20 protein-coding genes are annotated in these 21,530 nt (G+C 61.8%); 10 read left to right on the plus strand and 10 right to left on the minus strand.

The window, feature by feature from the left end; all coding sequences use genetic code 11:
- Positions 1-106: 106 nt before the first annotated feature.
- Positions 107-1,732 (minus strand): long-chain-fatty-acid--CoA ligase, encoded by a 1,626-nt coding sequence (locus tag K1X12_RS16215; protein WP_220988642.1) that lies wholly within the window; start codon positions 1,730-1,732, stop codon positions 107-109.
- Between the two features lie 120 nt (positions 1,733-1,852).
- Between K1X12_RS16215 and K1X12_RS16220 the strand changes: the two genes are divergently transcribed.
- Together K1X12_RS16220 and K1X12_RS16225 are read left to right on the plus strand one after the other, a co-directional pair.
- Positions 1,853-2,836, plus strand: coding sequence for a glycerophosphodiester phosphodiesterase family protein (locus tag K1X12_RS16220; protein ID WP_225908011.1), 984 nt, complete (start codon positions 1,853-1,855; stop codon positions 2,834-2,836).
- Between the two features lie 399 nt (positions 2,837-3,235).
- On the plus strand, positions 3,236-3,601 hold the full coding sequence (locus tag K1X12_RS16225) for a hypothetical protein (protein WP_220988643.1): 366 nt from the start codon (positions 3,236-3,238) through the stop codon (positions 3,599-3,601).
- 72 nt (positions 3,602-3,673) lie between these two features.
- On the opposite strand, the gene K1X12_RS16230 is transcribed toward K1X12_RS16225, so the two are convergent.
- Entirely contained in the window at positions 3,674-4,057 is a 384-nt protein-coding gene (locus K1X12_RS16230; protein ID WP_220988644.1) for a DUF4345 domain-containing protein, read from the minus strand.
- 274 nt (positions 4,058-4,331) lie between these two features.
- Between K1X12_RS16230 and K1X12_RS16235 the strand changes: the two genes are divergently transcribed.
- Complete coding sequence (locus K1X12_RS16235; RefSeq protein WP_220988645.1) at positions 4,332-4,781, plus strand: glyoxalase superfamily protein; 450 nt, start codon at positions 4,332-4,334, stop codon at positions 4,779-4,781.
- Between the two features lie 31 nt (positions 4,782-4,812).
- Here K1X12_RS16235 and pdxH read toward each other — a convergent pair whose 3' ends face one another.
- Positions 4,813-5,472 (minus strand): pyridoxamine 5'-phosphate oxidase, encoded by a 660-nt coding sequence (gene pdxH / locus K1X12_RS16240; RefSeq protein ID WP_220988646.1) that lies wholly within the window; start codon positions 5,470-5,472, stop codon positions 4,813-4,815.
- Between the two features lie 84 nt (positions 5,473-5,556).
- Between pdxH and aroC the strand changes: the two genes are divergently transcribed.
- Positions 5,557-6,648, plus strand: a complete 1,092-nt coding sequence (gene aroC / locus K1X12_RS16245) for a chorismate synthase (protein WP_220988647.1) — start codon at positions 5,557-5,559, stop codon at positions 6,646-6,648.
- 74 nt (positions 6,649-6,722) lie between these two features.
- Here the strand turns inward: aroC and K1X12_RS16250 are convergent, their stop codons facing one another.
- The 3 genes from K1X12_RS16250 to K1X12_RS16260 form a co-directional block, all read right to left on the minus strand.
- A complete protein-coding gene (locus K1X12_RS16250) occupies positions 6,723-7,223 on the minus strand; it encodes a porin family protein (RefSeq protein WP_220988648.1) in 501 nt (166 codons plus the stop codon).
- A gap of 238 nt (positions 7,224-7,461) precedes the next feature.
- On the minus strand, positions 7,462-7,962 hold the full coding sequence (locus tag K1X12_RS16255; protein ID WP_220988649.1) for a porin family protein: 501 nt from the start codon (positions 7,960-7,962) through the stop codon (positions 7,462-7,464).
- A 161-nt stretch (positions 7,963-8,123) separates the two neighbouring features.
- Complete coding sequence (locus K1X12_RS16260; protein WP_220988650.1) at positions 8,124-9,221, minus strand: class I SAM-dependent methyltransferase; 1,098 nt, start codon at positions 9,219-9,221, stop codon at positions 8,124-8,126.
- A gap of 124 nt (positions 9,222-9,345) precedes the next feature.
- On the opposite strand from K1X12_RS16260, the gene K1X12_RS16265 reads away from it, so the two are divergent.
- Both K1X12_RS16265 and K1X12_RS16270 read left to right on the plus strand, forming a co-directional pair.
- Entirely contained in the window at positions 9,346-10,110 is a 765-nt protein-coding gene (locus tag K1X12_RS16265; protein WP_220988651.1) for a glycine zipper domain-containing protein, read from the plus strand.
- Between the two features lie 94 nt (positions 10,111-10,204).
- Positions 10,205-10,771 carry a copper chaperone PCu(A)C gene (locus K1X12_RS16270; protein ID WP_220988652.1) on the plus strand — a complete coding sequence of 189 codons (567 nt, stop codon included), beginning with the start codon at positions 10,205-10,207 and terminating at the stop codon, positions 10,769-10,771.
- Between the two features lie 3 nt (positions 10,772-10,774).
- Here K1X12_RS16270 and K1X12_RS16275 read toward each other — a convergent pair whose 3' ends face one another.
- Positions 10,775-11,527: a TlyA family RNA methyltransferase gene (locus K1X12_RS16275; protein WP_220988653.1), complete on the minus strand. Its 753-nt coding sequence runs from the start codon at positions 11,525-11,527 to the stop codon at positions 10,775-10,777.
- A 142-nt stretch (positions 11,528-11,669) separates the two neighbouring features.
- Here K1X12_RS16275 and K1X12_RS16280 point away from each other — a divergent pair, with 142 nt between their 5' ends.
- From K1X12_RS16280 to K1X12_RS16290, 3 genes are all read left to right on the plus strand, one after another.
- On the plus strand, positions 11,670-13,163 hold the full coding sequence (locus K1X12_RS16280) for an amidase (RefSeq protein WP_220988654.1): 1,494 nt from the start codon (positions 11,670-11,672) through the stop codon (positions 13,161-13,163).
- A 163-nt stretch (positions 13,164-13,326) separates the two neighbouring features.
- On the plus strand, positions 13,327-14,403 hold the full coding sequence (locus K1X12_RS16285; RefSeq protein WP_220988655.1) for an efflux RND transporter periplasmic adaptor subunit: 1,077 nt from the start codon (positions 13,327-13,329) through the stop codon (positions 14,401-14,403).
- Complete coding sequence (locus K1X12_RS16290) at positions 14,400-17,627, plus strand: efflux RND transporter permease subunit (RefSeq protein WP_220988656.1); 3,228 nt, start codon at positions 14,400-14,402, stop codon at positions 17,625-17,627. Before K1X12_RS16285 ends, K1X12_RS16290 begins: the two co-directional genes overlap by 4 nt.
- 10 nt (positions 17,628-17,637) lie before the next feature.
- Here the strand turns inward: K1X12_RS16290 and K1X12_RS16295 are convergent, their stop codons facing one another.
- Both K1X12_RS16295 and K1X12_RS16300 read right to left on the minus strand, forming a co-directional pair.
- Positions 17,638-17,919: a hypothetical protein gene (locus K1X12_RS16295; RefSeq protein WP_220988657.1), complete on the minus strand. Its 282-nt coding sequence runs from the start codon at positions 17,917-17,919 to the stop codon at positions 17,638-17,640.
- Positions 17,920-18,004: 85 nt separating this feature from the next.
- Positions 18,005-18,430 carry a hypothetical protein gene (locus tag K1X12_RS16300; protein WP_220988658.1) on the minus strand — a complete coding sequence of 142 codons (426 nt, stop codon included), beginning with the start codon at positions 18,428-18,430 and terminating at the stop codon, positions 18,005-18,007.
- A 186-nt stretch (positions 18,431-18,616) separates the two neighbouring features.
- On the opposite strand from K1X12_RS16300, the gene K1X12_RS16305 reads away from it, so the two are divergent.
- The gene (locus K1X12_RS16305; protein ID WP_220988659.1) at positions 18,617-19,597 is read left to right on the plus strand and encodes a Gfo/Idh/MocA family protein; all 981 of its coding nucleotides are present in this window, start codon (positions 18,617-18,619) and stop codon (positions 19,595-19,597) included.
- Here K1X12_RS16305 and K1X12_RS16310 read toward each other — a convergent pair whose 3' ends face one another.
- Positions 19,598-21,487 carry a DUF4332 domain-containing protein gene (locus K1X12_RS16310; RefSeq protein ID WP_220988660.1) on the minus strand — a complete coding sequence of 630 codons (1,890 nt, stop codon included), beginning with the start codon at positions 21,485-21,487 and terminating at the stop codon, positions 19,598-19,600.
- Positions 21,488-21,530: the final 43 nt, after the last annotated feature.

Raw genomic sequence — 21,530 nt, forward strand, 5'->3', positions numbered from 1 at the left:
CCGGACCCTATCCATTTTGCGCCGCCCCGCAATGAGGCGAGCTGTCAGGGTGAAGCCGCGGCCCCGGAAAGGCGGCGAAGCCTGTCCGGGGCCGGGCAAACAATTCTCAAGCCGTCGGCAGCTTGTAGTCCTTGAACAGCTCGCGCAGCGCCAGCTTGTTGATCTTGCCGGTTGCGCCCAGCGGGATGGCATCCACGAACTGCACGTCATCGGGCGTCCACCACTTGGCGATCTTGCCTTCGAGGCTTTTCAGGATTTCTTCCTTGGTCGGATTTTCCCCGGCGGCGGCCTGAACGATCAGCAGCGGACGCTCGTCCCATTTGGGATGGTAGATGCCGATTGCCGCCGCATTCGCCACCTTGGGATGGCCCACGGCGATGTTCTCGATGTCGATGGAGGAAATCCATTCCCCGCCCGACTTGATCACATCCTTCGCGCGGTCGGTGATGGTCATCGTGCCGATCTCGTCGATGGTGGCCACGTCCCCGGTGTCAAACCAGCCCTCCGCATCCAGAACATGCCCGCCGGCGCCCTTGAAATAGCCCGCCGCAATCGCCGCCCCGCGCACCAGCAGGCGTCCGGACGTATGCCCGTCGCGCGGCAGTTCCACGCCGTCATCGTCCACAAGGCGCAGCTCCACGCCGAAGGGCGGGCGGCCCTGCTTCAGCTTCTGTTTCATGCGCTCATCCACTGGCGCGCCCTCAAGATGCGGCGGCAGCGCGCCGAGCGTGCCCAGCGGTGAGGTTTCGGTCATGCCCCAGGCATGGACCACATCCACCTCATAATCTTCCTCGAAGGCCCGCAGGATCTTCTCCGGAATGGCCGATCCGCCGATGATCACGCGTTTCAGATAGGGCAGTTTCAGGTCGTTCTGTTGCAGGTGTGTCAGCAGCATCAGCCACACGGTCGGCACAGCCGCCGTGATCGACACTTTCTCCGTGTCCAGAAGTTCATAGATCGACGCGCCATCCATCTGCGCGCCCGGCATCACCATATTGGCGCCGGTCGCGGGGCAGGACATGGCCAGCCCCCAGGCATTGGCGTGGAACATCGGCACCACCGGCATTACCGAGTCTGCCGCGCCCATGCCCATCGCGTCCTTGCCCATGGTCACCAGCGTGTGCAGCACGTTGGAGCGGTGGGAATAGAGCACGCCTTTCGGATTGCCCGTCGTGCCAGAGGTGTAGCAGAGGCCGCAGGCGGTATCTTCCGGGAAGTCGCCCCAGCGCACGTTTCGGCTGCGCCCGTCGATCCAGATGTCGAAGGCAATCGCGCCGAGCGTATTCTCCGGCATCGTGTCGGCCCCGGCATAGATCACGAAGGTCTTCACTGTTTCCAGCTTGTCCTTGATGGCTTCCACGATCGGCAGGAAGGTCTTGTCGAAGATCAACACCTTGTCTTCGGCATGGTTGGCGATCCAGGCGATCTGGTCGGGGTGCAGGCGCGGGTTGATCGTGTGCAGCACGGCGCCGATGCCCATCGCGCCATACCAGCTGGCCATGTGCCGCTCGGAGTTCCAGCCCAGCGTCGCCACGCGGTCGCCCAGGCCAATGCCCTCATCCTTCAGCGCAGTGGAGACCTGCTTGGACATGTCGTAAAGCTGCGAATAGGTGACGCGCGCGATGTTTCCTTCCACGCGGCGCGTGATGATCTCGCGATTGCCATGCTGCAGGCGCGCATGCTCAAGGATCTTGTCCACCGTCAGCGGCCAATCCTGCATAATGCCTTTCATCTAATTCTTCCTCCGGAATAGGTTTTGTCTTCGCTGTCTCTGCGCAGGGTCGTGTCTTGTGATTTTTCAATGCCCTGTCTATTCGGGCGGGAGCGCTTACGCAAGGAAAGGACAAATTCCATGTCGAGACTTCTGCTGGCTGGGGTTTCCGCCCTCCTCCTTGCGGCCTGTAGCCAGGCTCCCGCCGCCGATCCCCTTGCCGAAGCTGACACAACGCCTGTGGAAATCGCCGATCCGGGCAGCCCGCCGCTGCCGATTTCGAGCGCGCTGACCTCGCCCCTGCCGGAATTCTTCAACTGCCTGCGCGAACATAACGGTGTGCTGGTCGCGGCCCATCGCGGCGGCCCGGCCATCGGCTATCCGGAAAACGCTATCGAGACGATGCAATATGGCTTCGACCGCGGCATCCGCGTCTTCGAGATCGACGTGGCCGAAAGCCGGGACGGGGTTCTCTTCCTGCATCATGACGACCGTTTTGGCCGCACGGTCGATGCCACCGGCTACAATTCCGACACCGACTGGGCCACCATCGCCACCTACCGCCTGAAGGACATCGATGGAGACCTGACGAGCTTCCATCCGCCCAAGCTCACCGACGCGCTGGTCTGGGCGCGCAAGACCGGCGCGATTGTCGAGCTGGACCGGAAGAAGACCACCTCCTTCGCCAATATCTGGGCCGCTGTCGTCGCCGCCGGCGCCGAAGGCAATGTCCTGATGATTTCCTACTCCGATGAGGAAGCCGCCGAGATCGCCAAGGTCGCCCCCGGCGCCATGATGACCGCCTCGGCCTTCGGCGGGCGCGACATCGCGCGCCTCGAAGGCCTCGGCGTGGACCGCAGCCGCGTCGTCGCCTGGACCGGCACGCGCGAGCCCGATCCCCCGGCCTATGCCCGCCTGCTGGCCGAAAGCGTCGAGCCCGCCTTTGGCACCCTCGGCCGCGCCGGCGAACGCCTCGACGACCAGTACTGGGCCGATGGCGATGGCAGCGAGTACCAGCGCCTCGTCGATGACGGCGTCGTCCTCATCGCCACCGACGAACCCTACAAGGTCGCCGAATGGCTCACCTCCGACGACGAAGGCTGGGCCACCTGCGCCGCGCCATAAGGCCGGCAGGCCCCGAACTGTCCCAAACTGTCCCTGAAATGCCTCAAAAATACACAGTCTGACACGGTTTGTACCCACAACGACGCCCCCAGACACAACGCGCCCCCTCTCCCTCCGGGAGAGGGCCGGGGTGAGGGCCTCCCGCCCTCTCAGCTTCGTCATCCCGGTTTCGCTGCAAGCGAAGACCGGGAGCCAGCAAAGCCCGCCCATCCGTCGACCTCATCCTGAGCCCGGCGAAGGACGCTCAGGATGAGCTCCGAAATGTTGCGCTAGAGAAGCTCATCCTGAGCGAAGTCGAAGGATAGAGCGGGCACGCCTATCCAACACCCATCGCCCACAAACACACCACAACCCGCAATCGTATCCACCCCCTCCGCCGGCTGACTTATACTGCCAGGCATGACACCCCAGATCGCCCGCCTCTACGCCCACGTATTGCCAGTCTTCTGGCCATACCTCTGGCTGCAACTGCGCGCGATCTTCAAGCGGCAGGATGTGGAGCTTCGCACGCTTCTCATCGCCGTCACCAAATGGGGCCGCATCCACATCGTCAGCATCGGCGACCACTGGCGCGCCTACAAGAAACCTACGCTCGTCAAAGCCCATTGGAGCGATCCCGTCTGGGAATCCGATCTCCCGACGAACCTCGCCCAAGCGCCGTTGGCGTTTTCCTGCAGTTTTTGGGAAGCCTCAAACACCCCATCCCCCGAAGCTCATCCTGAGCGAAGTCGAAGGATCAGCGGGCACGTCCCCGACACATCCTGAAACGCCGCCAAACCGAAGCAAATACCCCGCCGGCCACGCCCCAAAGCGTGCGTTCCGGACGCCCTCGCTGGCCTACGCCTTCGCGCGTTTCGCCACGAACCAGGCCAGCACCAGAACCAGCGGCGAGAACAGTTCTATGAACATGCCCGAATGCTGGAAATCGGCGCCCGGTCCCACCGCCATCTGCGAGAGGATACGGCCAACGCCCCCGACAAACAGCGCCACGCAGATCAGTGCCAGCGTCCAGAAATGTTTCTCGATGGTGGGAATGATGCGCCAGAGGATCAGCGTGACAACCACATACATGCCCGAAAAATAACGGAACTGGTTGTCGACCGCAGCGGCCACATGCCCCTCCGGGTCGAGCCCGCCCGCCCCGTTCGCCAGGCCCATCACGGCAAAGGCCAGCGGGATCAGCGAGAAAAGGCCGAGGATGATCTGCAAGGCGAGCTTCATGGTGTTTCCCCCTGGGGTTTGTGTTTTGTCACTTATCGTGACACCTTTTCGGGGATTCCGGCGCGCTTGGCAATTCTTGACGTTTCGCGCCGTCCGGCGTATCTGCCCGCCCAAGGTTCGGGACACCCGCCGCTCGCAAGGCTTTGGCCTCAAGGTGAAGATCCCCGGCGCCCTGGCGCACGATCAAGACAGCAGATGAGACCTCCTCTTCCTGCCGGTCCTGCAGCAATGCGAGCCCTGCTTTACTGAGACTGGCGGCAGAAGGACTCTCTCGATGTCTTCCCAAATTACCAATCGCGAGCAGGCCAAGGCCCGCGCCCGCGAACTGCGCGCCGAGCTTGCCGCGTCTGGTGCGCCTGTTTCCCACTCTCAGGCGCTCGAACTTGTCGCCCGCGAACTCGGCTACCGGGACTGGAACACCGCATCCGCCCGCCTGTCGAACGAACCCGAAGTACCCCTTCAGGTCGGCGACCAGGTGGCGGGCCGGTATCTCAAACAGCCGTTTGCCGGCCGCGTCCTTGCGGTGAGGGAAATCTATGACGGCGCGGCCTTTGAAGTGACGATCCACTTCGACGAACCTGTCGATGTGGTCGAGTTCGACAGCTTTTCGAACCTGCGCACGCGCGTCACCATCACCGTCTCACCCGGCGGCGTTTCGCAGGCGCGCACCAGTGACGGGGTGCCTCACATGATCGTGGAGCAGACCTCCGCCGCGCTCATCTGAGCTTGTGTTCGCTTTAAGGCGGGCGGCGGCGTTACGGGTAAAGCCGCACCGTCGCCCAGCCACCGGCATCCTTGCGGTAGAAGCGCAAGCGGTCATGCATCCGGAAGGCCTGGTCCTGCCAGAACTCGATCTCCGTCGGCACGAGGCGGAAGCCGCCCCAGTGAACCGGCCGGGGAATGTCCTTGTCGTCGCCATAGATCGAGGAGATCTCGGCCACCCGCTGCTCGAACACCGCCCGGTCCGCCAACGGGCGGGACTGATCAGACGCAATCGCGCTGATCCGGCTCTGGGCCGCGCGGCTGGCAAAATAGGTGTCGGCTTCTTCCGCGCTCACAAGGCTGACCGGTCCGCGGACCCGCACCTGGCGGCGCTGGCTCTTCCAGTGGAAACAGAGCGCCGCTACCGGATTTGCCGCCAGCTGGACGCCTTTGGTGCTCTCTAGGTTGGTGAAGAAGGTGAACCCATCCTGATCCACGCCCTTCAGCAGCACGATGCGCACATCCGGGCGTCCTTCGCCGTCCACGGTCGCCAGCGACATGGCATTGGAGTCGTTGGGCTCGCTCGCGCGGGCCTGCGCCATCCAGTCCTGGAACAGGCCGATCGGGTCGCCCGTCTCCGGCACCAGCGGACGATCGCCTTCGACCGCATAGTCAGCAGCGCTCGGGCTCGGCGGAATTACGGAAGAACTCATGGGCACGCCCACCTTTTCGCGGTTTGTAAGCCTTCATTTTTCATATAGGACGAGGCCCGCAACCGCGAGAGGATAGCCTGTCACATGTCGCACAACACATTTGGCCACCTGTTCCGCGTCACCACCTGGGGCGAAAGCCACGGGCCGGCGCTCGGCTGCGTCGTCGATGGCTGCCCGCCCGGCCTGCAGCTGGACGCGGCGTTCATCCAGCGCTTCCTTGACCTGCGCCGCCCCGGCACGTCGCGCTTCGTGACCCAGCGCCAGGAGGCCGATGAGGTCAAAATCCTCTCCGGCGTGTTCGAAGATGATCGCACCGATGGCCAGGTGACCACCGGCACGCCGATCTCGCTGATGATCGAGAATACCGACCAGCGCTCGAAAGATTACCGCGAAATCCGCGACCGTTACCGCCCCGGCCATGCCGACTATGGCTACGACCAGAAATACGGCGTGCGCGACTATCGTGGCGGCGGACGCTCCTCGGCCCGCGAAACCGCCGCCCGCGTTGCTGCTGGCGCGGTGGCCCGCAAGGTGCTGGGCGATGACATTCTCATCCGCGGCGCGGTGGTCCAGATCGGCCCAAACATGATCGACCCGGAAAGCTGGGACTGGGCGGAAACTCAGAACAACCCCTTCTGGTGCCCGGACGCCAAGATGGCGGCGGAGTGGGAAACCTATCTCGACAGCGTGCGCAAATCCGGCAGCTCGACCGGCGCGATTGTGGAAGTCCACGCCTCCGGCGTTCCCGCCGGCTGGGGCGCGCCGGTCTATGGCAAGCTGGACGCAGAACTTGCCGGCGCGATGATGAGCATCAATGCCGTCAAGGGCGTGGAACTCGGCGCAGGTTTTGCCGCCGCATCGATGAGCGGCGAAGAGAATGCCGACCAGATGCGCGCCGGCAATGACGCGCCGCGTTTCCTGTCAAACAACAATGGCGGCGTTGCCGGCGGCATTTCGACCGGACAGGATGTCGTCGTCCGTATAGCAATCAAGCCGACCTCTTCAATTTTGAACGAAGTACAGTCGATCACCCGAGACGGCGAGGAGGTGGATGTGCGCACCATCGGGCGGCACGACCCATGCGTGGGCATCCGCGCGGTGCCGGTGGCCGAGGCGATGATGGCCTGCGTGCTGGCAGATGCGAAACTGCGCCATCGCGGGCAGACAGGACGCTGATCGCCCACCCCATAAAAGCAAAAACCCCGGCGCGTTCTGCACCGGGGTAATCGTTTGATCGATTGCGGGGCCGCTTAGAAGCGAACCACAGCACCGATCGAGAACACGTCTGCGTCTCCGCCGTCGCCGTCATATTTCGTGAAGTCGCCGCGGATACCGAATTTTTCGGTCGCGAAGTATTTCGCGCCGACGCCGTAGGCGACGCCGTCGAAATCGCCAGAGGCCGAGCCGATGCCCGGTGCGCTGACCTTCATTTCCGTGTTGGCGTAACCAACTCGGCCAAACATGTGGAACTTATCAGAGACCGGGGCACGAACGACACCAAAGGCGCCAAACGAATTGTCGAGTTCGACCGTACCCAGACCAACGTCATCATCCTTTACACCGATGGAAGCCTCACCTTCGACACCCAGGTGACGGGTGAAGAAGTAGGAACCCCGAGCCGTGAGAGCGCCCACATCGGCGCTGCCGACGTCAACGTTCGAATAGCTGGCGTTCAGCTCGACATCGCCTTGAGCGACTGCAACCGGAGCGGCAGCCATGACGACGGCGAGGGAAGCAAGTGCAAGTTTCATTATACGCTTTCTCCATTTATGCGCTGAGCGCGAAGTGGAGGTAACAACGAAAACTCCGTGTTCCATCTTTCTTCGCTGTAATGTGACAGAAATGTTCAGCCCCTGTGTTGGAAAAAGCACGATTAATTACAGACTCGTAATGTTGCCGTTTCAGGCACACTCTGTTCACAGATAAAAAAAGTCCCGGTGCATTCTGCACCGGGACAAATGTTTGGGAGGAAATAGCTGTGGAATTACATTAGAAGCGCATGACGCCGCCAATGGAGACAACGTCCGCATCGGTGCGGTCGCCTTCGTGCTTGGTGAATTCACCGCGAATGCCGAACTTTTCAGTGGCGTTGAACTTGGCCCCAACGCCGTAAGCGACACCTTTGATGTCAGAAGCGGCGGCATTCAGTGCAGAGTTGTTCGCGCTCAGCTCGGTTGCGGAATAGCCGAGACGGCCGAACAGGCTGACGCGCTCGCTGACAGGGGCCTGCATCACGCCAAAGGCACCGAGCGAATGGTCGAGTTCAACCGTGCCGATGCCAAAGTCATCGTCCTTCACACCAACTGCAGCTTCACCTTCAACGCCGAAATTCTTGTTGAAGAAGTAAGTGCCGCGACCGGTCAACGCGCCGACTTCTGCCGGGCCGACATCATAATTCGAATAACCGCCGGAAAGCTCAACATCGCCCTGCGCAAAGGCGACAGGCGAAGCGGCGAGGACAACGGCGAGAGAAGCAAATGCAAGTTTCATTGTTAGTATACTCCTTGGTTTACGCAGGCCTTCTGGCCCGACGCGACGAGGAGGTAGGCACTAAACGTCCGTGTTCCATCTTTCAAAGCAGTCATTGATCAGCTTTGAAATCTCACTGTGTCCGGAAAAACACGATAAATGACTGACACTTCATCTTGTTGTCAGAGTTGTGATTTTCGCCAGGCAGTTACCTTCGTAAGGAAGGCAAGACTGCCACACTCCTTAACAAATCCAGCCTGCGTCAATGCGCCGTCCAGATCCCATGCAAGATAGTCCTTGTAATAAGGCTCATGGAATCCATGCGGGAAATATTCCAGCAGGCCATCGAGTTTTTCCCGATCCCCGAACTGCAGGCTGTCGGCGAGCACGAACAAGCCACCGGGTCTCAGTATGCGGAATATTTCAGCGAGGACCCGCGGGCGCACACGCGGCGGAAGTTCGTGAAATAGGAATATTGAGACGGCGATGTCCTGGCTGCCGGTTTCCACACACATCGCCTCGGCAGCGTCCTGAATGATTTCGACCTGACGCCAGGGCGCAAGGCGCGCACGCGCCGCCTCTGTGTATGACGGCGACAGATCCAGCCCTGACGCGTTCAGGCGCGGCCAGACCTCCAGCACTTTTTCAAGGAACCGGCCATTGCCGCAGGCGATGTCCATGAGGCGCACCTGCCGCTGGTCGCGCCCCTTCATTTCCCGCGCGATTTCAGCGAGCGCGGCGCGCCGCATGGCATCCGCCGTGCCCGAGAACAGGGCTTCGACCTGCGTATCGTAAAGCCCGGCGCTTTCATCGGTGAACCAGCCGCCGGTCTGATAGTGGAAATTCTGGAGGTAATAGTCGGGATACCGGTTGGCATTCCGTTGGAGGAAATCGCCACCTGATTGGAGTTCCCGTTGGAGTTCCTGTCCATCGCGCGCAAGGCGCCGCTGGTCGACAGCCTGCACATCCTTCTGGAAGGCGCGGGCCGCCTTCAGGGCGCCCGGCAAGCCTGCAAGACCCAGCTCTTGTGGAGGTGGATAGAGGCCAGCTTCGATATTCGCCCGGTCCTGCAGGAACAGCTCGAAAAAGGCGCGGCGCAGCTCAGCCATGTCCGGCCGCCCCCGGCTGGGCTCAAATGCCGGCTCGCCCGGCCGATTGAAGCCCTCTGCCCGGCTGCGCGCGGCCTGCATCTGCGCCGTATACCAGGCAGACCGTACGGCTTGCCCGGCGACATACCGGGCGCGTCCTGCTGTCGTTGCGGCTTTCCTGCGCCATCCCATAAGCAGAATATGATCCCCGCGGCCCGCCCCGTCCAGCCCATTTGCCTTCAGGTCCCGTTCAGCTTGACGGCGCCATTGTGGCACCGAAACGGGCGCACTGCGCCCTGAAACAAGGAGCTTGGTGATGATGAAATCGGTGATCCTGGCAAGCGGCCTCAGCCTGCTGGCCGTTTCCCTTCCGGGCCAGGCCCATGCACAGTACGGGTCGCCGTATGGACGCGGGTACGACCCGTATCCGCCACCCGCTACCAATGTGCAGTGTGAACGCCAGAAATCTTCGGACGGCACCGGCGGCGCGATTGTCGGCGCGATCGTGGGCGGCCTGATCGGCGGCGCCATCGGCAACAATATCGACAACGACCGCTACTACACGCGATATCGTCGCCATGGCCCCCCGCGCACTTATAAAGAGAGCCGCTCCAATTCCGGCCAGGTGGCCGTTGGCGCAACGCTCGGCGCACTGGTGGGCGGCATGGCCGGCAGTGACATGGCCAAGAAGTCTTCCGGCGACTGCCAGGTGGCCTATGCACCGGCTTACAACTACTCCTCGGCGCCTTACGGCTCGATCCCGCAAAACACGCAAGGCCTCTATGGCGGCGCCGAGGTGATGCGGGGCGCACCGAACAGCTATCCGCAGCCCGCGCCGCAGCCTTATCCGGCATCCGCCTACCCGCAGGCCCAGCCGCAGGCGCAGTACCAGTATGGCGGCGGCGCGCCCGCCAGCGCCGGCCCGGCCAACTCTGGCCCGGATTGCCGCGTGATCCACCGCGAAACGCAAATGCCTGACGGTCAGGTGATGCGCGATCCGGTAACCGCCTGCTGGAACGATAATACGCGCCAATGGCAGATCCAGGACGGCTGGAGCGACGAAGAACTTTACGGCTACTGATCGCGGCAGGCTGACGCGCGGCGCGAAAGTAAGTTGCCCGTGATGGGAAGCTGAGGTTCACTTCCGGTGAAATCGGATTTGAACGGAGTTTCCCATGCGCCTGCCCCTGATCGCCTCTGCAAGCCTTGCAGCGCTGCTGCTTGCTGCCTGCGCGCCAGCCGCGGAACAGCCCGCAGCCGAGCCGCCGGCAGAGCCCGCCGCCGAGATGAACCATGAAGATCATGGCGGCGTGCATGGCGACGCGCCCGCTGACGAAACGGTCGATCGCGGCGAGATCAACGGACCGGTCGTGTTCCTTGAAGGCACGATCCTTCCGCCCCCGGCTGGCCGCGACATTGCAGCTGGCTTCGGCACCTTTGCTGCAGGCTCGCAGGCCGTGACCATCACCGGCGGGCAGGCCGCCTTCGCACAGGCCGTTGAGCTGCACACGCACGAAATGAGCGCGGACGGCAAGATGGCGATGCGCCAGGTTGAGTCCTTCGCCGTGCCCGCCAATGGCGACCATGCCCTCGCGCGCGGCGGCGATCATATCATGTTCTTCGGCGTAGCCCCGGACAGCCTGACACCGGGCGCGTCGGTGACGGTCACCTTCGACATCCAATTGGAAGATGGCACCACGCAAACCGTGGACGCGCCGCTGACAGTCGCATCGGCCGAATAGGCCTCAGGCGCCCCGGCGCGCCACAAACAGGTATTCGCGGTTCCCGTCTCCGCCCTCAACCGGGCTGGGGATCGGGGCCTCGGACCTCCATCCGCATCCTGACAGGAATTCCGGAAAATCCGCGAGCGCCCGCTCGACAGCTTCCTGATCTGTCACGATGCCGCCCTTGCCGACATGATCCGGGCCGACCTCGAACTGCGGCTTGAACAAGGCAACCAGCACAGCCCCCGGCGCCGACAGCGCAAGCGGAACGGGCAGCACCTTGTGCAATGACACAAAACTCAGATCACAAACGATGATTTCCGGCGGGGCGCCAAGGTCATCCGGCGTCAGGTCCCGCGCATTGAGACCCTCCCGCGACATGACGCGGGAATCTGCGGCGATCTTGGGGTGCAGCTGGCCATGACCCACATCGATGGCGGTGACATGCGCCGCGCCGGCCTGAAGCAGAACATCTGTAAACCCGCCGGTCGACGCGCCCAGATCCAGGCAGCGTTTTCCCGACACATCGACGCCAAACACGTTCAGCGCATGGGCAAGCTTGATGCCGCCGCGCGAGACATAAGGGTGAGCCGCTTCTGCCTCGATCGCTGCATCACGCGCGATGAGTTCGGATGGCTTGCGCACGGGCTGGCCGCCTGCCTTCACCCGGCCCGCAGCAATGGCGGCCTGCGCGGACGCCCGGCTTTCAAAATGGCCGAGCGCCACCAGCATCCGGTCGGCACGGTCTTTCTCGGGAAGGTCTGAAGCGCTCATTGATCCTGCAGCCTGATTGTGCCCCTCCTTAAACCGGGAGAAGGCTCCTGTGCCAGCCCTGTCGCTGCGCGGCTCTTGCGTGCGCGCCATTGGCCAGCCACGATGGCGGGCGAAAAGATAACGCACCGGAGGAATACACCAGATGATGAGATTGACCCGCCGCGCCGCCCTTGCTGGCGGCGCCGCAACGGTGGCGCTGGCTGCATGCAGCCCGAAATCGATTGAGCCGGAAGCTGCGCCCAGGGCCGAGCGACCCGCCTTCAAGGACGGTGTGGCGATGGCGGCGGCAATCGCAGCGGGCGAAACAACCGCGCTCGCAGAAGTCGAAGCCGCCATTGCACGGGCACGCGCCGTTGACGGCGAGATCAATGCCATCGTCTCTGAAACATTCGAGAGCGCACGCTCCGATGCAAGCGGGGTGCTTTCGGGATCGTTCGCAGGCGTCCCGACTTTCATCAAGGACCTCATCGACTGGCGCGGCGCGCCGACACTCAAAGGCAGCCGGGGGCTGGCGGGACATGTCGCCTCGAGCGACAGCGTTTTTGCTGCCAAATGGCGCCAAGCCGGGATCGTCTCGCTCGGCAAATCGGCGACACCGGAAGCCGGGCTCATCTCATCAACCGAGCCGCTCTCGCATGGGCCAACACATAACCCCTGGGATCTCTCGCGCATTCCGGGCGGGTCGTCCGGCGGCGCGGCGGCGCTGGTGGCGGCGCGCATTGTTCCTTTCGCACACGCAAGCGACGGCGGCGGCTCTATCCGCATTCCCGCCTCCACCTGCGGCGTGTTCGGCTTCAAGCCCTCGCGCGACCGCCTGCCCTACACCCAGCCCGGCGCCACGCCGCCCCCGCTGCAGATTTCCGTGAACCATGCAGTGACCATCAGTGTACGGGACTCTCTGGAGCTCTTCCGCATGGCAGAGGCTGCGGATGGAACCTATCCGCCACTTGGCGAGGTTCAGCCCCTGAAACGCCGCCTGCGGATTGGTTTTGCCCCTGAACCCATTGGCGGCACAGCGCTGAACCCCGACACAAGAGACGCTATCGAGAAAGTCGCGCAGCTTTGCCGGGAACTGGGCCATACAGTTGTTGACTATACGCTCCCGATGGACGGGCCAAAGTTCACCGACGCATTCATTCTTTACTGGGCCGCCGGGGCCGCAGACTTCGCGCGGCAGGTCAGCGAATTCTCGGGCAAGCCAATTGGACCGGACATTGTGGAGCCCTGGACTCTCGGTCTTGCGGCCATGGCAGGCGCCCGGCAGGCGGAGATCCCCGACACGGTCGCTTACCTTCTCGGGTTTGAGGCGCAGTATGCAAGCTTCTTCGACAATCTGGACGTTTTGCTGACGCCGGTCACGGGCAGCCCCGCTGTTCCCATCGGCGAACAGGCACCCGATGGCGATTTCGACACCGTTATGAGCAGCGTACTGAATTTCGTCGCTTATACATCGCCGATGAACGTTGCCGGGGCCGCCTCGATGAGCGTGCCGCTGGAATGGTCGCCGGCGGGCCTTCCCATTGGCGCGATGTTTTCAGCCCGGAGGGGAGAGGACGCGCTCCTCTTCGAACTGGCGCTGGAACTGGAAGGAGCGCGCCCCTGGGCTGACCGGAAACCGCCACTTAACGCGCTGTAATATTCGCAAGAATTAACCAGGCAGAACAGTCGATTAACCAAAGTGTTCCGGTCCTTTGCCGGGTGGAAACAGGTGTCGTGCTAGAAATCTTTTAGCACGAACCCTGACTCTTGCGTTCGGATAACCTATTTTACCGTCCGCCCTCCCAAGAAAGACCTGTCACGTGAACCGTTCTGTCCTGATCGCAGCCATCATTCTGGCAGCCATTGTTGGTTATTTTGGTATCCGCAGCATTATGCGCGGCAGCATAAGCTCTGACCATTCGGTGGCTCAGGCGGCGACCAGCGATGAAATTCCCGAAGCGCTGGTGGTGGAAGTCAGCAGCCAGCTGCATACGGTCCGCATAGCCGTCAAAGGCCGCACCGCGCCGGACAAGGCTGTGACGCTGAAATCAGGCACATCCGGCACAGTCGTCTCAACACCCGTGCGCGAAGGCACGTTCGTCAAAAAGGGCACCCTGCTTTGCGGGCTGGACGTGGAAGCACGCAGCGCCCGCCTGAAGGAAGCAGAAGCGGCCCGTGACGCCGCCAAGGTGGATTATGAGGCCGCCATGGCCCTCGTCGCCAAGGGCCTGACCCCTGCGAACCGCGAAGCGGCAACCAAAGCAAGCCTGGATGCAGCCGAAGCAGCCGTGAATTCAGCCCGCGTGGAACTGGGACGCACACAGATCCGCGCGCCATTTGATGGCGTATTCGAGCGCCGCATGGCGGAGGCTGGCGACTATCTTTCCCCTGGCGGCGCCTGCGGCCTGCTGGTCGATCTTGATCCGGTCATCATCGCGGCTGAAGTGACCGAAGCGCAGGCGGGGCTGCTCTCGAACGGTATGTCGTCCGAAGCCGTGCTCGCAGACGGTCGAAAATTCCCGGCCAGCCTGCGTTTTGTCGCCCGCACCGCCAATGAGCAGACACGGACATTCCCGATCGAAGCGGAACTCACAACCGCAGACGCCCTTGTTGCCGCTGGCATCACATCCTCGCTGACCATTCCAGCTGGCGAAGTGCAGGCGACATTGGTGCGCCCATCCCTTCTGACGCTTTCTGACAGCGGCGAACTTGGCGTGCGGCATGTGACCGATGGCAATATTGTTACTTTCGCACCTGTCACGGTGATCGACGAGACCCCGCAAGGCGTCTGGGTTGCCGGCCTTCCGCCGCGCACGACCCTGATCGCCATGGGCCAGGATTATCTCAGCGACGGCGTGAAGATCAAACCGGTGCCCGCCGAGGGAGCGTCCAAATGACAGGCGTCGTCGATTGGGCAATCGGCCGGGCGAGGATGATCCTGACCATCCTCGTCTGCGTACTGATGGCGGGTACGGTCACCTACATAAACATGCCGAAGGAAGCCGATCCGGATATTCCGATCCCATTCGTTGCAATCACCGTTCCGCTGGCCGGCGTGACACCAGAAGACGCCGAGCGCCTTCTGGTGCGCCCCATCGAACAGGAGATCCAGTCACTGGAAGGCCTGAAAACCTTCGATGCCTATGGCGCCGAGGGCGCTGCCCAACTCGTGCTCGAATTCGAGATTGACGCTGACATCGATCAGGCCGTGCTCGACGTAAAAGACAAGGTGGACATGGCGAAACGCTATTTCCCCGACGACGCGCGCGAACCCATTGTGATGGAGTTCAACGCAGCGCAGTTCCCGGTGATGGTTGTCAACGTCTTCGGCGATGTTCCCGAGCGCGGCCTTGCCCGCATCGCGGAGAACCTGAAGGACCGCCTGGAAAGCAACGGCACCATTCTGGAAGCCCGCGTGCAGGGAAAGCGCGAAGAGCTTCTGGAAATCATCGTCGATCCGGTAAAACTCGAAACCTACAACATCTCCTATCAGGAGATCATGTCGGTCGTTTCCGCCAACAACCGGCTGGTTGCGGCAGGCTCGATCGAAACCGGAGAAGGCAGCTTTGCCGTCAAGGTGCCCGGCATTATCCGGAGCGGCGCTGACGCGCTGGCGTTGCCAGTTAAGCGCACCGATAATGCCGTCGTCACTCTGGGCGACGTGGCCGAAGTGCGCCGTACGTTCAAGGACCCAACAGGCTTTGCCACGTTCAATGGCGAAAACGCGCTGCTGATTGAAGTGGTCAAGCGCAGCGGCGCCAATATTCTCGATACGGCTAATTTTGTGCGCGAGGCGATTGCCATTGAGCAGGAAAGCTGGCCGCCGACGGTGAAAGCCGTTGTGACCTCCGATACATCAGAGATGATCGGAACTCAGCTCGGCCAGCTGCAAAGCTCCATCATGACCGCCGTGCTGCTGGTGATGATCATCGTCGTTGCTGCGCTCGGCCTTCGCTCTGCGGCCTTGGTTGGGATCTCGATCCCGGCCACCTTTGTTATGGCATTCATCCTGCTTGCAGCGTTCGGCTACACGATCAACATGATGGTGATGTTCGGCCTCGTGATCGCGGTCGGCATGCTCGTCGATGGCGGCATCATCGTGGTTGAATATGCGGACCGGAAAATGGCCGAAGGCTTGAACAAGCGTGACGCCTACGCAATGGCTGGCAAGCGCATGTTCTGGCCGATCGTCAGCTCTGCGCTCACAACACTCGCTGCCTTCGTGCCGTTCCTGTTCTGGAACTCGATGCCCGGCAAGTTCATGGCGTATCTGCCAATTACGCTGATCTTTGTTCTTACGGCTTCTCTGATCTCTGCACTGATCTTCCTGCCTGTGCTCGGCTCCGTCTTTGGCGCACGCCCTGACGGTAAAAATGAAGACCTCGCCGCACTCGCCGCAGATGCCGATCCGCGGAAGGCGAAAGGTTGGCTCGGCGCCTATGTGAAGGTTGTCAGCCAATCCATCCGCCGCCCGTTCCTGACCACAGGAATTGCCTTTGCCGGCGTCTTTCTGATCTTCATGTGGTTTGGTTCCGAACAACACAAATCGGAGCTTTTCCTGGATATCGAGCCCGAGCAGGCCTACGTCTTTGTTCAGGCACAGGGCGCTCTCTCGGCTGCCGAGCAGGCAGACCTGGTCCGCCGCGCCGAAACAGAGATCGCAGACCTTGACGGGATCACCGCCATTTCCACCCGCGCTGGCGGTTCCAGCGGCGGCGTGCAAATGGACGCTGCAGGCGGCATGCCGGCAGACACGATCGGCCAGATCCTGATCGACCTGAAAACGAGCGCAGACGGTCCCTATAATGGCCGCCAAACGCTCGAGATCGTCCGTGAGCGCCTCAACAATGTTCCGGCGCTGCGCTTCCAGATCAGTCCGCGCGAACAGGGCCCGCCTGGCGGCAAAGACATTCAGGTCGCCCTCCTGGGCCTCGACAGAGCAGCCCTGGACCAGACCGCCGACCTTCTCCGGGGTTGGCTGGAAGCCCGCAGCGACCTGCGTGAAATCGATGACTCGCGGCCCCTGCCCGGCGTTGAATACCAGCTGACGGTCGACCGTGCCGAAGCAGGCAAGTTTGGTGTGGACGTCGCGCAGGTCGGCGCGGCCGTTCAACTCGTGACCAACGGCATTCTCGTCGGCCGCTACCGCCCGGACGATTCGAACGATGAACTCGATATCCGCGTTCGCTTCCCAGCCGACTCGCGTTCCGCCTCGGCAATCGACAGCCTGCGGATTGCAACACCGCAAGGCAACGTGCCGCTGTCGCTGTTCGTTGACCGGGAACCGGCGCCGCGCGTCTCAACCATTGAACGCCGTGAAGGCAAGCGCGTCATTTCCGTTCGCGCCAATGCGAAAGAACAAGGCGCAGGCGCCGCTGTGGTCGCTGAAATGAAAGCGTGGATTGATACACAGGACCTGCCGGCAGGTGTCGAAGTCCGCTTTGAAGGCGCCGATGAAGACACGGCTGACGCAGCCGCCTTCTTCGGCGGGGCCGCACTTGCCGCGCTATTCATGATGGCGGTTATCCTGCTGTGGCAATACAATAACTTCTGGCAGGTGATCCTGACACTTTCGGCTGTAATCATTTCAACAGCGGGCGTCCTGGTCGGCATCAACCTTATTCTGCCTTATGTCAGTATCCTGATGATTGGAACCGGCATCGTCGCGCTGGCAGGTATCGTCGTGAACAACAACATCGTGCTGATCGACACCTACAACCGGCTTCTGTCTGATGGCCGTGATCCTGAGGAAGCTGCGCTTGCAACGGCGGCGCAGCGTATTCGCCCTATCCTGCTGACTACCGGAACGACGGTTTGCGGCCTTCTGCCAATGATGCTGATGCTCAGCGTCAATTTCCGCGAAGGCGCCATCAATGTGGGCGGCGCGAGCGCTGAATGGTGGGTCCAGCTTGCCACCGCTGTCGTGTTTGGCCTGGCGTTCTCAACGACCATGATCCTGCTGGTAACGCCGTCCTGGCTTCTGGTGCCCTACCGCGTCCAGAGCCGCCTGAAGAAGATCTTCAGAAACCGCAAGCCGAGCGCAAGTGCGTCTTCCAGCGGTGAGGGGGCTGCCGAGGAAACGCAGGACAAGGACGGACATATCCTGCCTGCAGCGGAGTAACCTGCGAAGGTTATTCCGCCGGCCGGATGCGGTAGACGACCGTTGCCGTCATCACGACGCCACCAGGCCCGCTGGCCGATCCGCTGGTGAAGAGGATCGTGCGGGTCTTGCGATCGATGCGGGGCGCATAGGTGAGATCCGCCGCGCTGCTGGCGGTTGCCGACAGGTCCAGCGTTACAGAAACCAGATCGAGTTCGTCAGGCGCGCATTGCGCTTCGGCATCGGCGCGGATCGCCTGCATCAGGCGCACGGCGATGGCTTCATCGGCGCGCAAGGTGTCGGTCGTGGTCATGAGCTACCCTCGTCAGTCCTGACGAGGGGCTGTAGCGGTCTTGAGCTGAGTTGAAAAGACCGGCCCGTACGTCAGGCAGTCGAGGTCAGGCAGCGCGGGCGGCAGCAGCGGCGGCTGTTTCACCGTCGTGCGCAATGATGGCGCTGAGCGTGCCCATGCCTTCAATGCCATAGGTGTCTTTCATCCAGGCACCGATGACGGGCAGCATGCGCGCAAGACCATCATGGCCAAGGCCAGCATCCAGCAGCGCGCTGAACATGTCTTCTACAACGCAGCGGCGTCCGCCAGGCGTGCGCTCGATGAGGCGGGCAATCTCGCCGGTCGGCGCGCCGATCTCGGCCCCGACCTGCGCAGACAATGCCCGCGTGCCGGGAATCGACCGGAATACCGCTTCTGCAAGCGGAGCACCCTGACGATCTGCAGAGTTCAGCAGGATGCCGAACGCCTTGCTCGCGAGGGGTGCCTCGAGACCATTGGTGTTAGCGATGTGCTCTATGAGATCAGTCATCATGGGCGAAGGCACTCCTAAGGTCCGATGGCCTCGAGACCTGCTACTAAGCTCAGGTGTGGTTTCCGATTTCTGAATCAGATGAATCTTTTTGGGCCAGCGATGAAGAAAGAGATTAAGCGCTGTTAGGCCGGGGTAAACAAAACAACTCCCCCTGTTTACCTATGCCACTCACAACGAGGCCCGAACATGATCCGCATCGGCATTCTCGGCGCGGCCAAAATCGCCCCGAAGTCATTGATTCCACAAGTGAAGCGGCGCTCTGACTGTATCGTTTCCGCGATTGCCGCGCGAGATACAGAGCGGGCACGCGCGTACGCACAAAGCCATGCCATTCCAGAAGTTGTGGAAAGCTACGAAGCACTGATTTCGCACCCCGAGATCGACCTCATCTACAACGCCTTGCCGCCACACCAGCACGCGAGCCTCTCCATCGCCGCTCTGGAAGCGGGCAAGCATGTCCTGTGCGAGAAGCCCTTTGCGATGAATGTCAGCGAAGCTCGCCAAATGGTGGACACCGCTACACGCGCAGACCGGCATCTGATCGAAGGGTTCCACTATCGCTTCCATCCGATGTTTCTCGACATTCTGGACAAGGTGCGCAGCGGAGCAATCGGACGTCTCTGCGCCATGAAGGCAGAGTTCTCGGTCGCCATTCCATTTTCCACCGACGAGCTGCGTCACCGCCCCGATCTCGGTGGCGGTGCCATAATGGATCTTGGCTGCTATCCCTTGCATTGGCTGCGGACGGTCGCGGGAACCGAGCCCCGCCTCATCTCGACCGACATGACGCAAGGCGCGCCCGGTATCGACCTGGTGACAGAAGCGCTGATGGAGTTTCCCGGAGGCATCCCAGCCCGCCTGCGGACCTCAATGAAGCCCGACCAGAAGTTCCGCGCCGTCCTGGCAATCAAGGGCAGCGAAGGCATACTCCGCGCAAACAACCCGATCCATCCAACTCTCGGAAACTCGATTTCTATCCAGCGCGGAACGGACATAACGCGTTATACCACAGACGGAGAAACGACCTTCGACTACCAGCTCGCGCACGTCCTCGACGTAATCGCGGGGAAAGCTGAACCGCTTACAGGCGGCGAAGACGCCGTTGCGAACATGGCGATGATCGATGCGATCTATGAAGCTGGCGGCCTGAGCCCCAGAGGCCTGTGATCAGGCGCTGTCCTGCGCCAACTCGATCCACTCTTCCACTTCGTCCTCTTCCAGCGTTTCGCCAGGTCGCAGCACACGGGAGCCTTCGGAGGTCTGCAGGAACTCCATTGCCAGCTCGAAGATGGTTGTGGCTGAGGCGTTGGCGAGATCTTCGCGGGAGGAAATCCCCGCCCCAACCAGCAACTGCACATCATGCACGCGCAGACCGGGCACTTCCATCATCAGCGTCGCCTGCATTTGCCAGGTCTCGATTGCGTCTACGGAAATGTAGCGCACATCGACCAGCTCGGCTGTCTCGTCGGGATCGCAAATGATCAGATCACCAACTGTTTCGATCCCAGCCTTGGCGAGGTAAGCGGCCGTTTTCGGACCAATGGAAGGCGCTTCGACAACGGGCGATTCAAATGTCAGCGAAGCGCGGCGGTGACTGGCGGAAACCGGCGCAACGATTGCGGGCGGCGGCGCGGCCTCGTCCTCCTCATCCAGACCTTCTTCAGTAGAGGCCTCCTCGTCGGCCTCTGCATCAAATTCCTGTTCGTCATCCTCTTCGTCTTCAAAGTCTTCGGCTTCCGCGTCGAACTCTTCTTCGTCGTCTTCTACATCATCCTCATATTCGGCTTCAGCTTCGTATTCGTCTTCTTCGCCGACGTCCTCATCGTCAAAGTCCTCATCCGCTGCGTCGTCGATCTCTTCTTCCAGATCGTCGTCGCCTGAGGCTCCGTCTTCGAACTCCTCAGCGTCATCGTCTTCCGAGAGCTCGGCTTCGTCTTCAGCCGCGACATCCGCTTCTTCGATGTCGGCTTCTTCAGCTGCGGCTTCTTCTACGACATCGACTTCTTGGATTTCCTCGACAAGGGTGACAACCTCTTCCTCAACCACGTGCTCCGCCTCGCCGGCATCAGCGCCCTCGAGAATCGACTGAATGTTGCCGTCACGCTCCGTTCCGATCGGCTGGATGGGCTCAGCATTCAGCGTTTTCATGGAAATGCGGCGGACTTCCTTGGCGTGCATCTCACGGACCGCCTTGTCATCCTCCGGCAGGGCACGGATGACCTTCCCTGTCTTCTGGAATTCCTTGTACATCTTCTCGACCTGGGCGCGGTCGCCCATGTCTTCGAGCTTCGCCGTGATCCAACGCAGCGGAATATCCAGTGTCTCGATATAACCCTGCAGTATCAGGTGCACCTTGGGCGGGGCAACGGCGGCTTCCTCAATGGCGCGCGTCATGATCTTGGCAAAGCCCGCCGTCGCATAGGACACAAGGTCGGCAATGGCCGCGCGCATCGTCTCGTCCAGGCCCGACGGCGGATCGGAAACGCCGGCGTCGAGATCGTAATGGCCGATGAACACATCATAGTATGCGTGCGACCGCAGGGCGCCGATGCGCACCATGTCGGATACGAAGCCGAGCCCTTCGGGAACTTCGACTTCCGGATAGCCATTCTTCGCAATCCGCGCATCGGTATCGGCACGTGACTTGGCGATGCTCCACTCTACCGCCCGGTGGATTACGTTTTCCGCCTCGGTCTGGCCGGTGTGAAATGGCTGGATCGGGTCAGCATAATAATGGCTGAGCACACCGAACGCCCAGGCTGCGTCGCTCCAGCGCTTGCGGCGCAAAAGGTCTACGGAAATCGCATACCACTCGGCCGCCTTGGCGCGTGCGCCGCCCCACTCGCCCTCGCCCACATGCAGCACATGGTTCTTGAAATCCTTGAACGTATCGTCGGGCGCCTTGGCGCCTTTGAGCAGGTGTTCATGGTGGACCAGCATGAGCGACTTCCAGCCCTCTGCACTATCCCCTTCGATCAGGGACAGCGCATCAAAGGCGATGAAGTGATGGGTCGAGCGGCAGCGGTGGCCGCGGATCACGCGTTCAAGCAGGGTCATGGTCTCATCCTGAGAGCAAATCAACAGACCATTCCTCACCTGA

Source organism: Hyphomonas sediminis (assembly GCF_019679475.1).
In the GTDB taxonomy this organism is placed as follows: Bacteria; Pseudomonadota; Alphaproteobacteria; order Caulobacterales; family Hyphomonadaceae; genus Hyphomonas; species Hyphomonas sediminis.

Bases quoted from the DNA above. Each gene is read 5' to 3' on its own strand.
- K1X12_RS16215 (WP_220988642.1), bottom strand. From the start codon at position 1,732: ATGAAAGGCATTATGCAGGATTGGCCGCTGACGGTGGACAAGATCCTT.
- pdxH (WP_220988646.1), bottom strand. From the start codon at position 5,472: ATGAGTTCTTCCGTAATTCCGCCGAGCCCGAGCGCTGCTGACTATGCG.
- K1X12_RS16260 (WP_220988650.1), bottom strand. From the start codon at position 9,221: ATGGGATGGCGCAGGAAAGCCGCAACGACAGCAGGACGCGCCCGGTAT.
- K1X12_RS16225 (WP_220988643.1), top strand. From the start codon at position 3,236: ATGACACCCCAGATCGCCCGCCTCTACGCCCACGTATTGCCAGTCTTC.
- K1X12_RS16270 (WP_220988652.1), top strand. From the start codon at position 10,205: ATGCGCCTGCCCCTGATCGCCTCTGCAAGCCTTGCAGCGCTGCTGCTT.
- K1X12_RS16220 (WP_225908011.1), top strand. From the start codon at position 1,853: ATGTCGAGACTTCTGCTGGCTGGGGTTTCCGCCCTCCTCCTTGCGGCC.
- K1X12_RS16300 (WP_220988658.1), bottom strand. From the start codon at position 18,430: ATGATGACTGATCTCATAGAGCACATCGCTAACACCAATGGTCTCGAG.
- K1X12_RS16290 (WP_220988656.1), top strand. From the start codon at position 14,400: ATGACAGGCGTCGTCGATTGGGCAATCGGCCGGGCGAGGATGATCCTG.
- K1X12_RS16255 (WP_220988649.1), bottom strand. From the start codon at position 7,962: ATGAAACTTGCATTTGCTTCTCTCGCCGTTGTCCTCGCCGCTTCGCCT.
- K1X12_RS16265 (WP_220988651.1), top strand. From the start codon at position 9,346: ATGATGAAATCGGTGATCCTGGCAAGCGGCCTCAGCCTGCTGGCCGTT.
- K1X12_RS16280 (WP_220988654.1), top strand. From the start codon at position 11,670: ATGATGAGATTGACCCGCCGCGCCGCCCTTGCTGGCGGCGCCGCAACG.
- K1X12_RS16295 (WP_220988657.1), bottom strand. From the start codon at position 17,919: ATGACCACGACCGACACCTTGCGCGCCGATGAAGCCATCGCCGTGCGC.
- K1X12_RS16310 (WP_220988660.1), bottom strand. From the start codon at position 21,487: ATGACCCTGCTTGAACGCGTGATCCGCGGCCACCGCTGCCGCTCGACC.
- K1X12_RS16305 (WP_220988659.1), top strand. From the start codon at position 18,617: ATGATCCGCATCGGCATTCTCGGCGCGGCCAAAATCGCCCCGAAGTCA.
- K1X12_RS16235 (WP_220988645.1), top strand. From the start codon at position 4,332: ATGTCTTCCCAAATTACCAATCGCGAGCAGGCCAAGGCCCGCGCCCGC.
- K1X12_RS16275 (WP_220988653.1), bottom strand. From the start codon at position 11,527: ATGAGCGCTTCAGACCTTCCCGAGAAAGACCGTGCCGACCGGATGCTG.
- K1X12_RS16230 (WP_220988644.1), bottom strand. From the start codon at position 4,057: ATGAAGCTCGCCTTGCAGATCATCCTCGGCCTTTTCTCGCTGATCCCG.
- aroC (WP_220988647.1), top strand. From the start codon at position 5,557: ATGTCGCACAACACATTTGGCCACCTGTTCCGCGTCACCACCTGGGGC.
- K1X12_RS16250 (WP_220988648.1), bottom strand. From the start codon at position 7,223: ATGAAACTTGCACTTGCTTCCCTCGCCGTCGTCATGGCTGCCGCTCCG.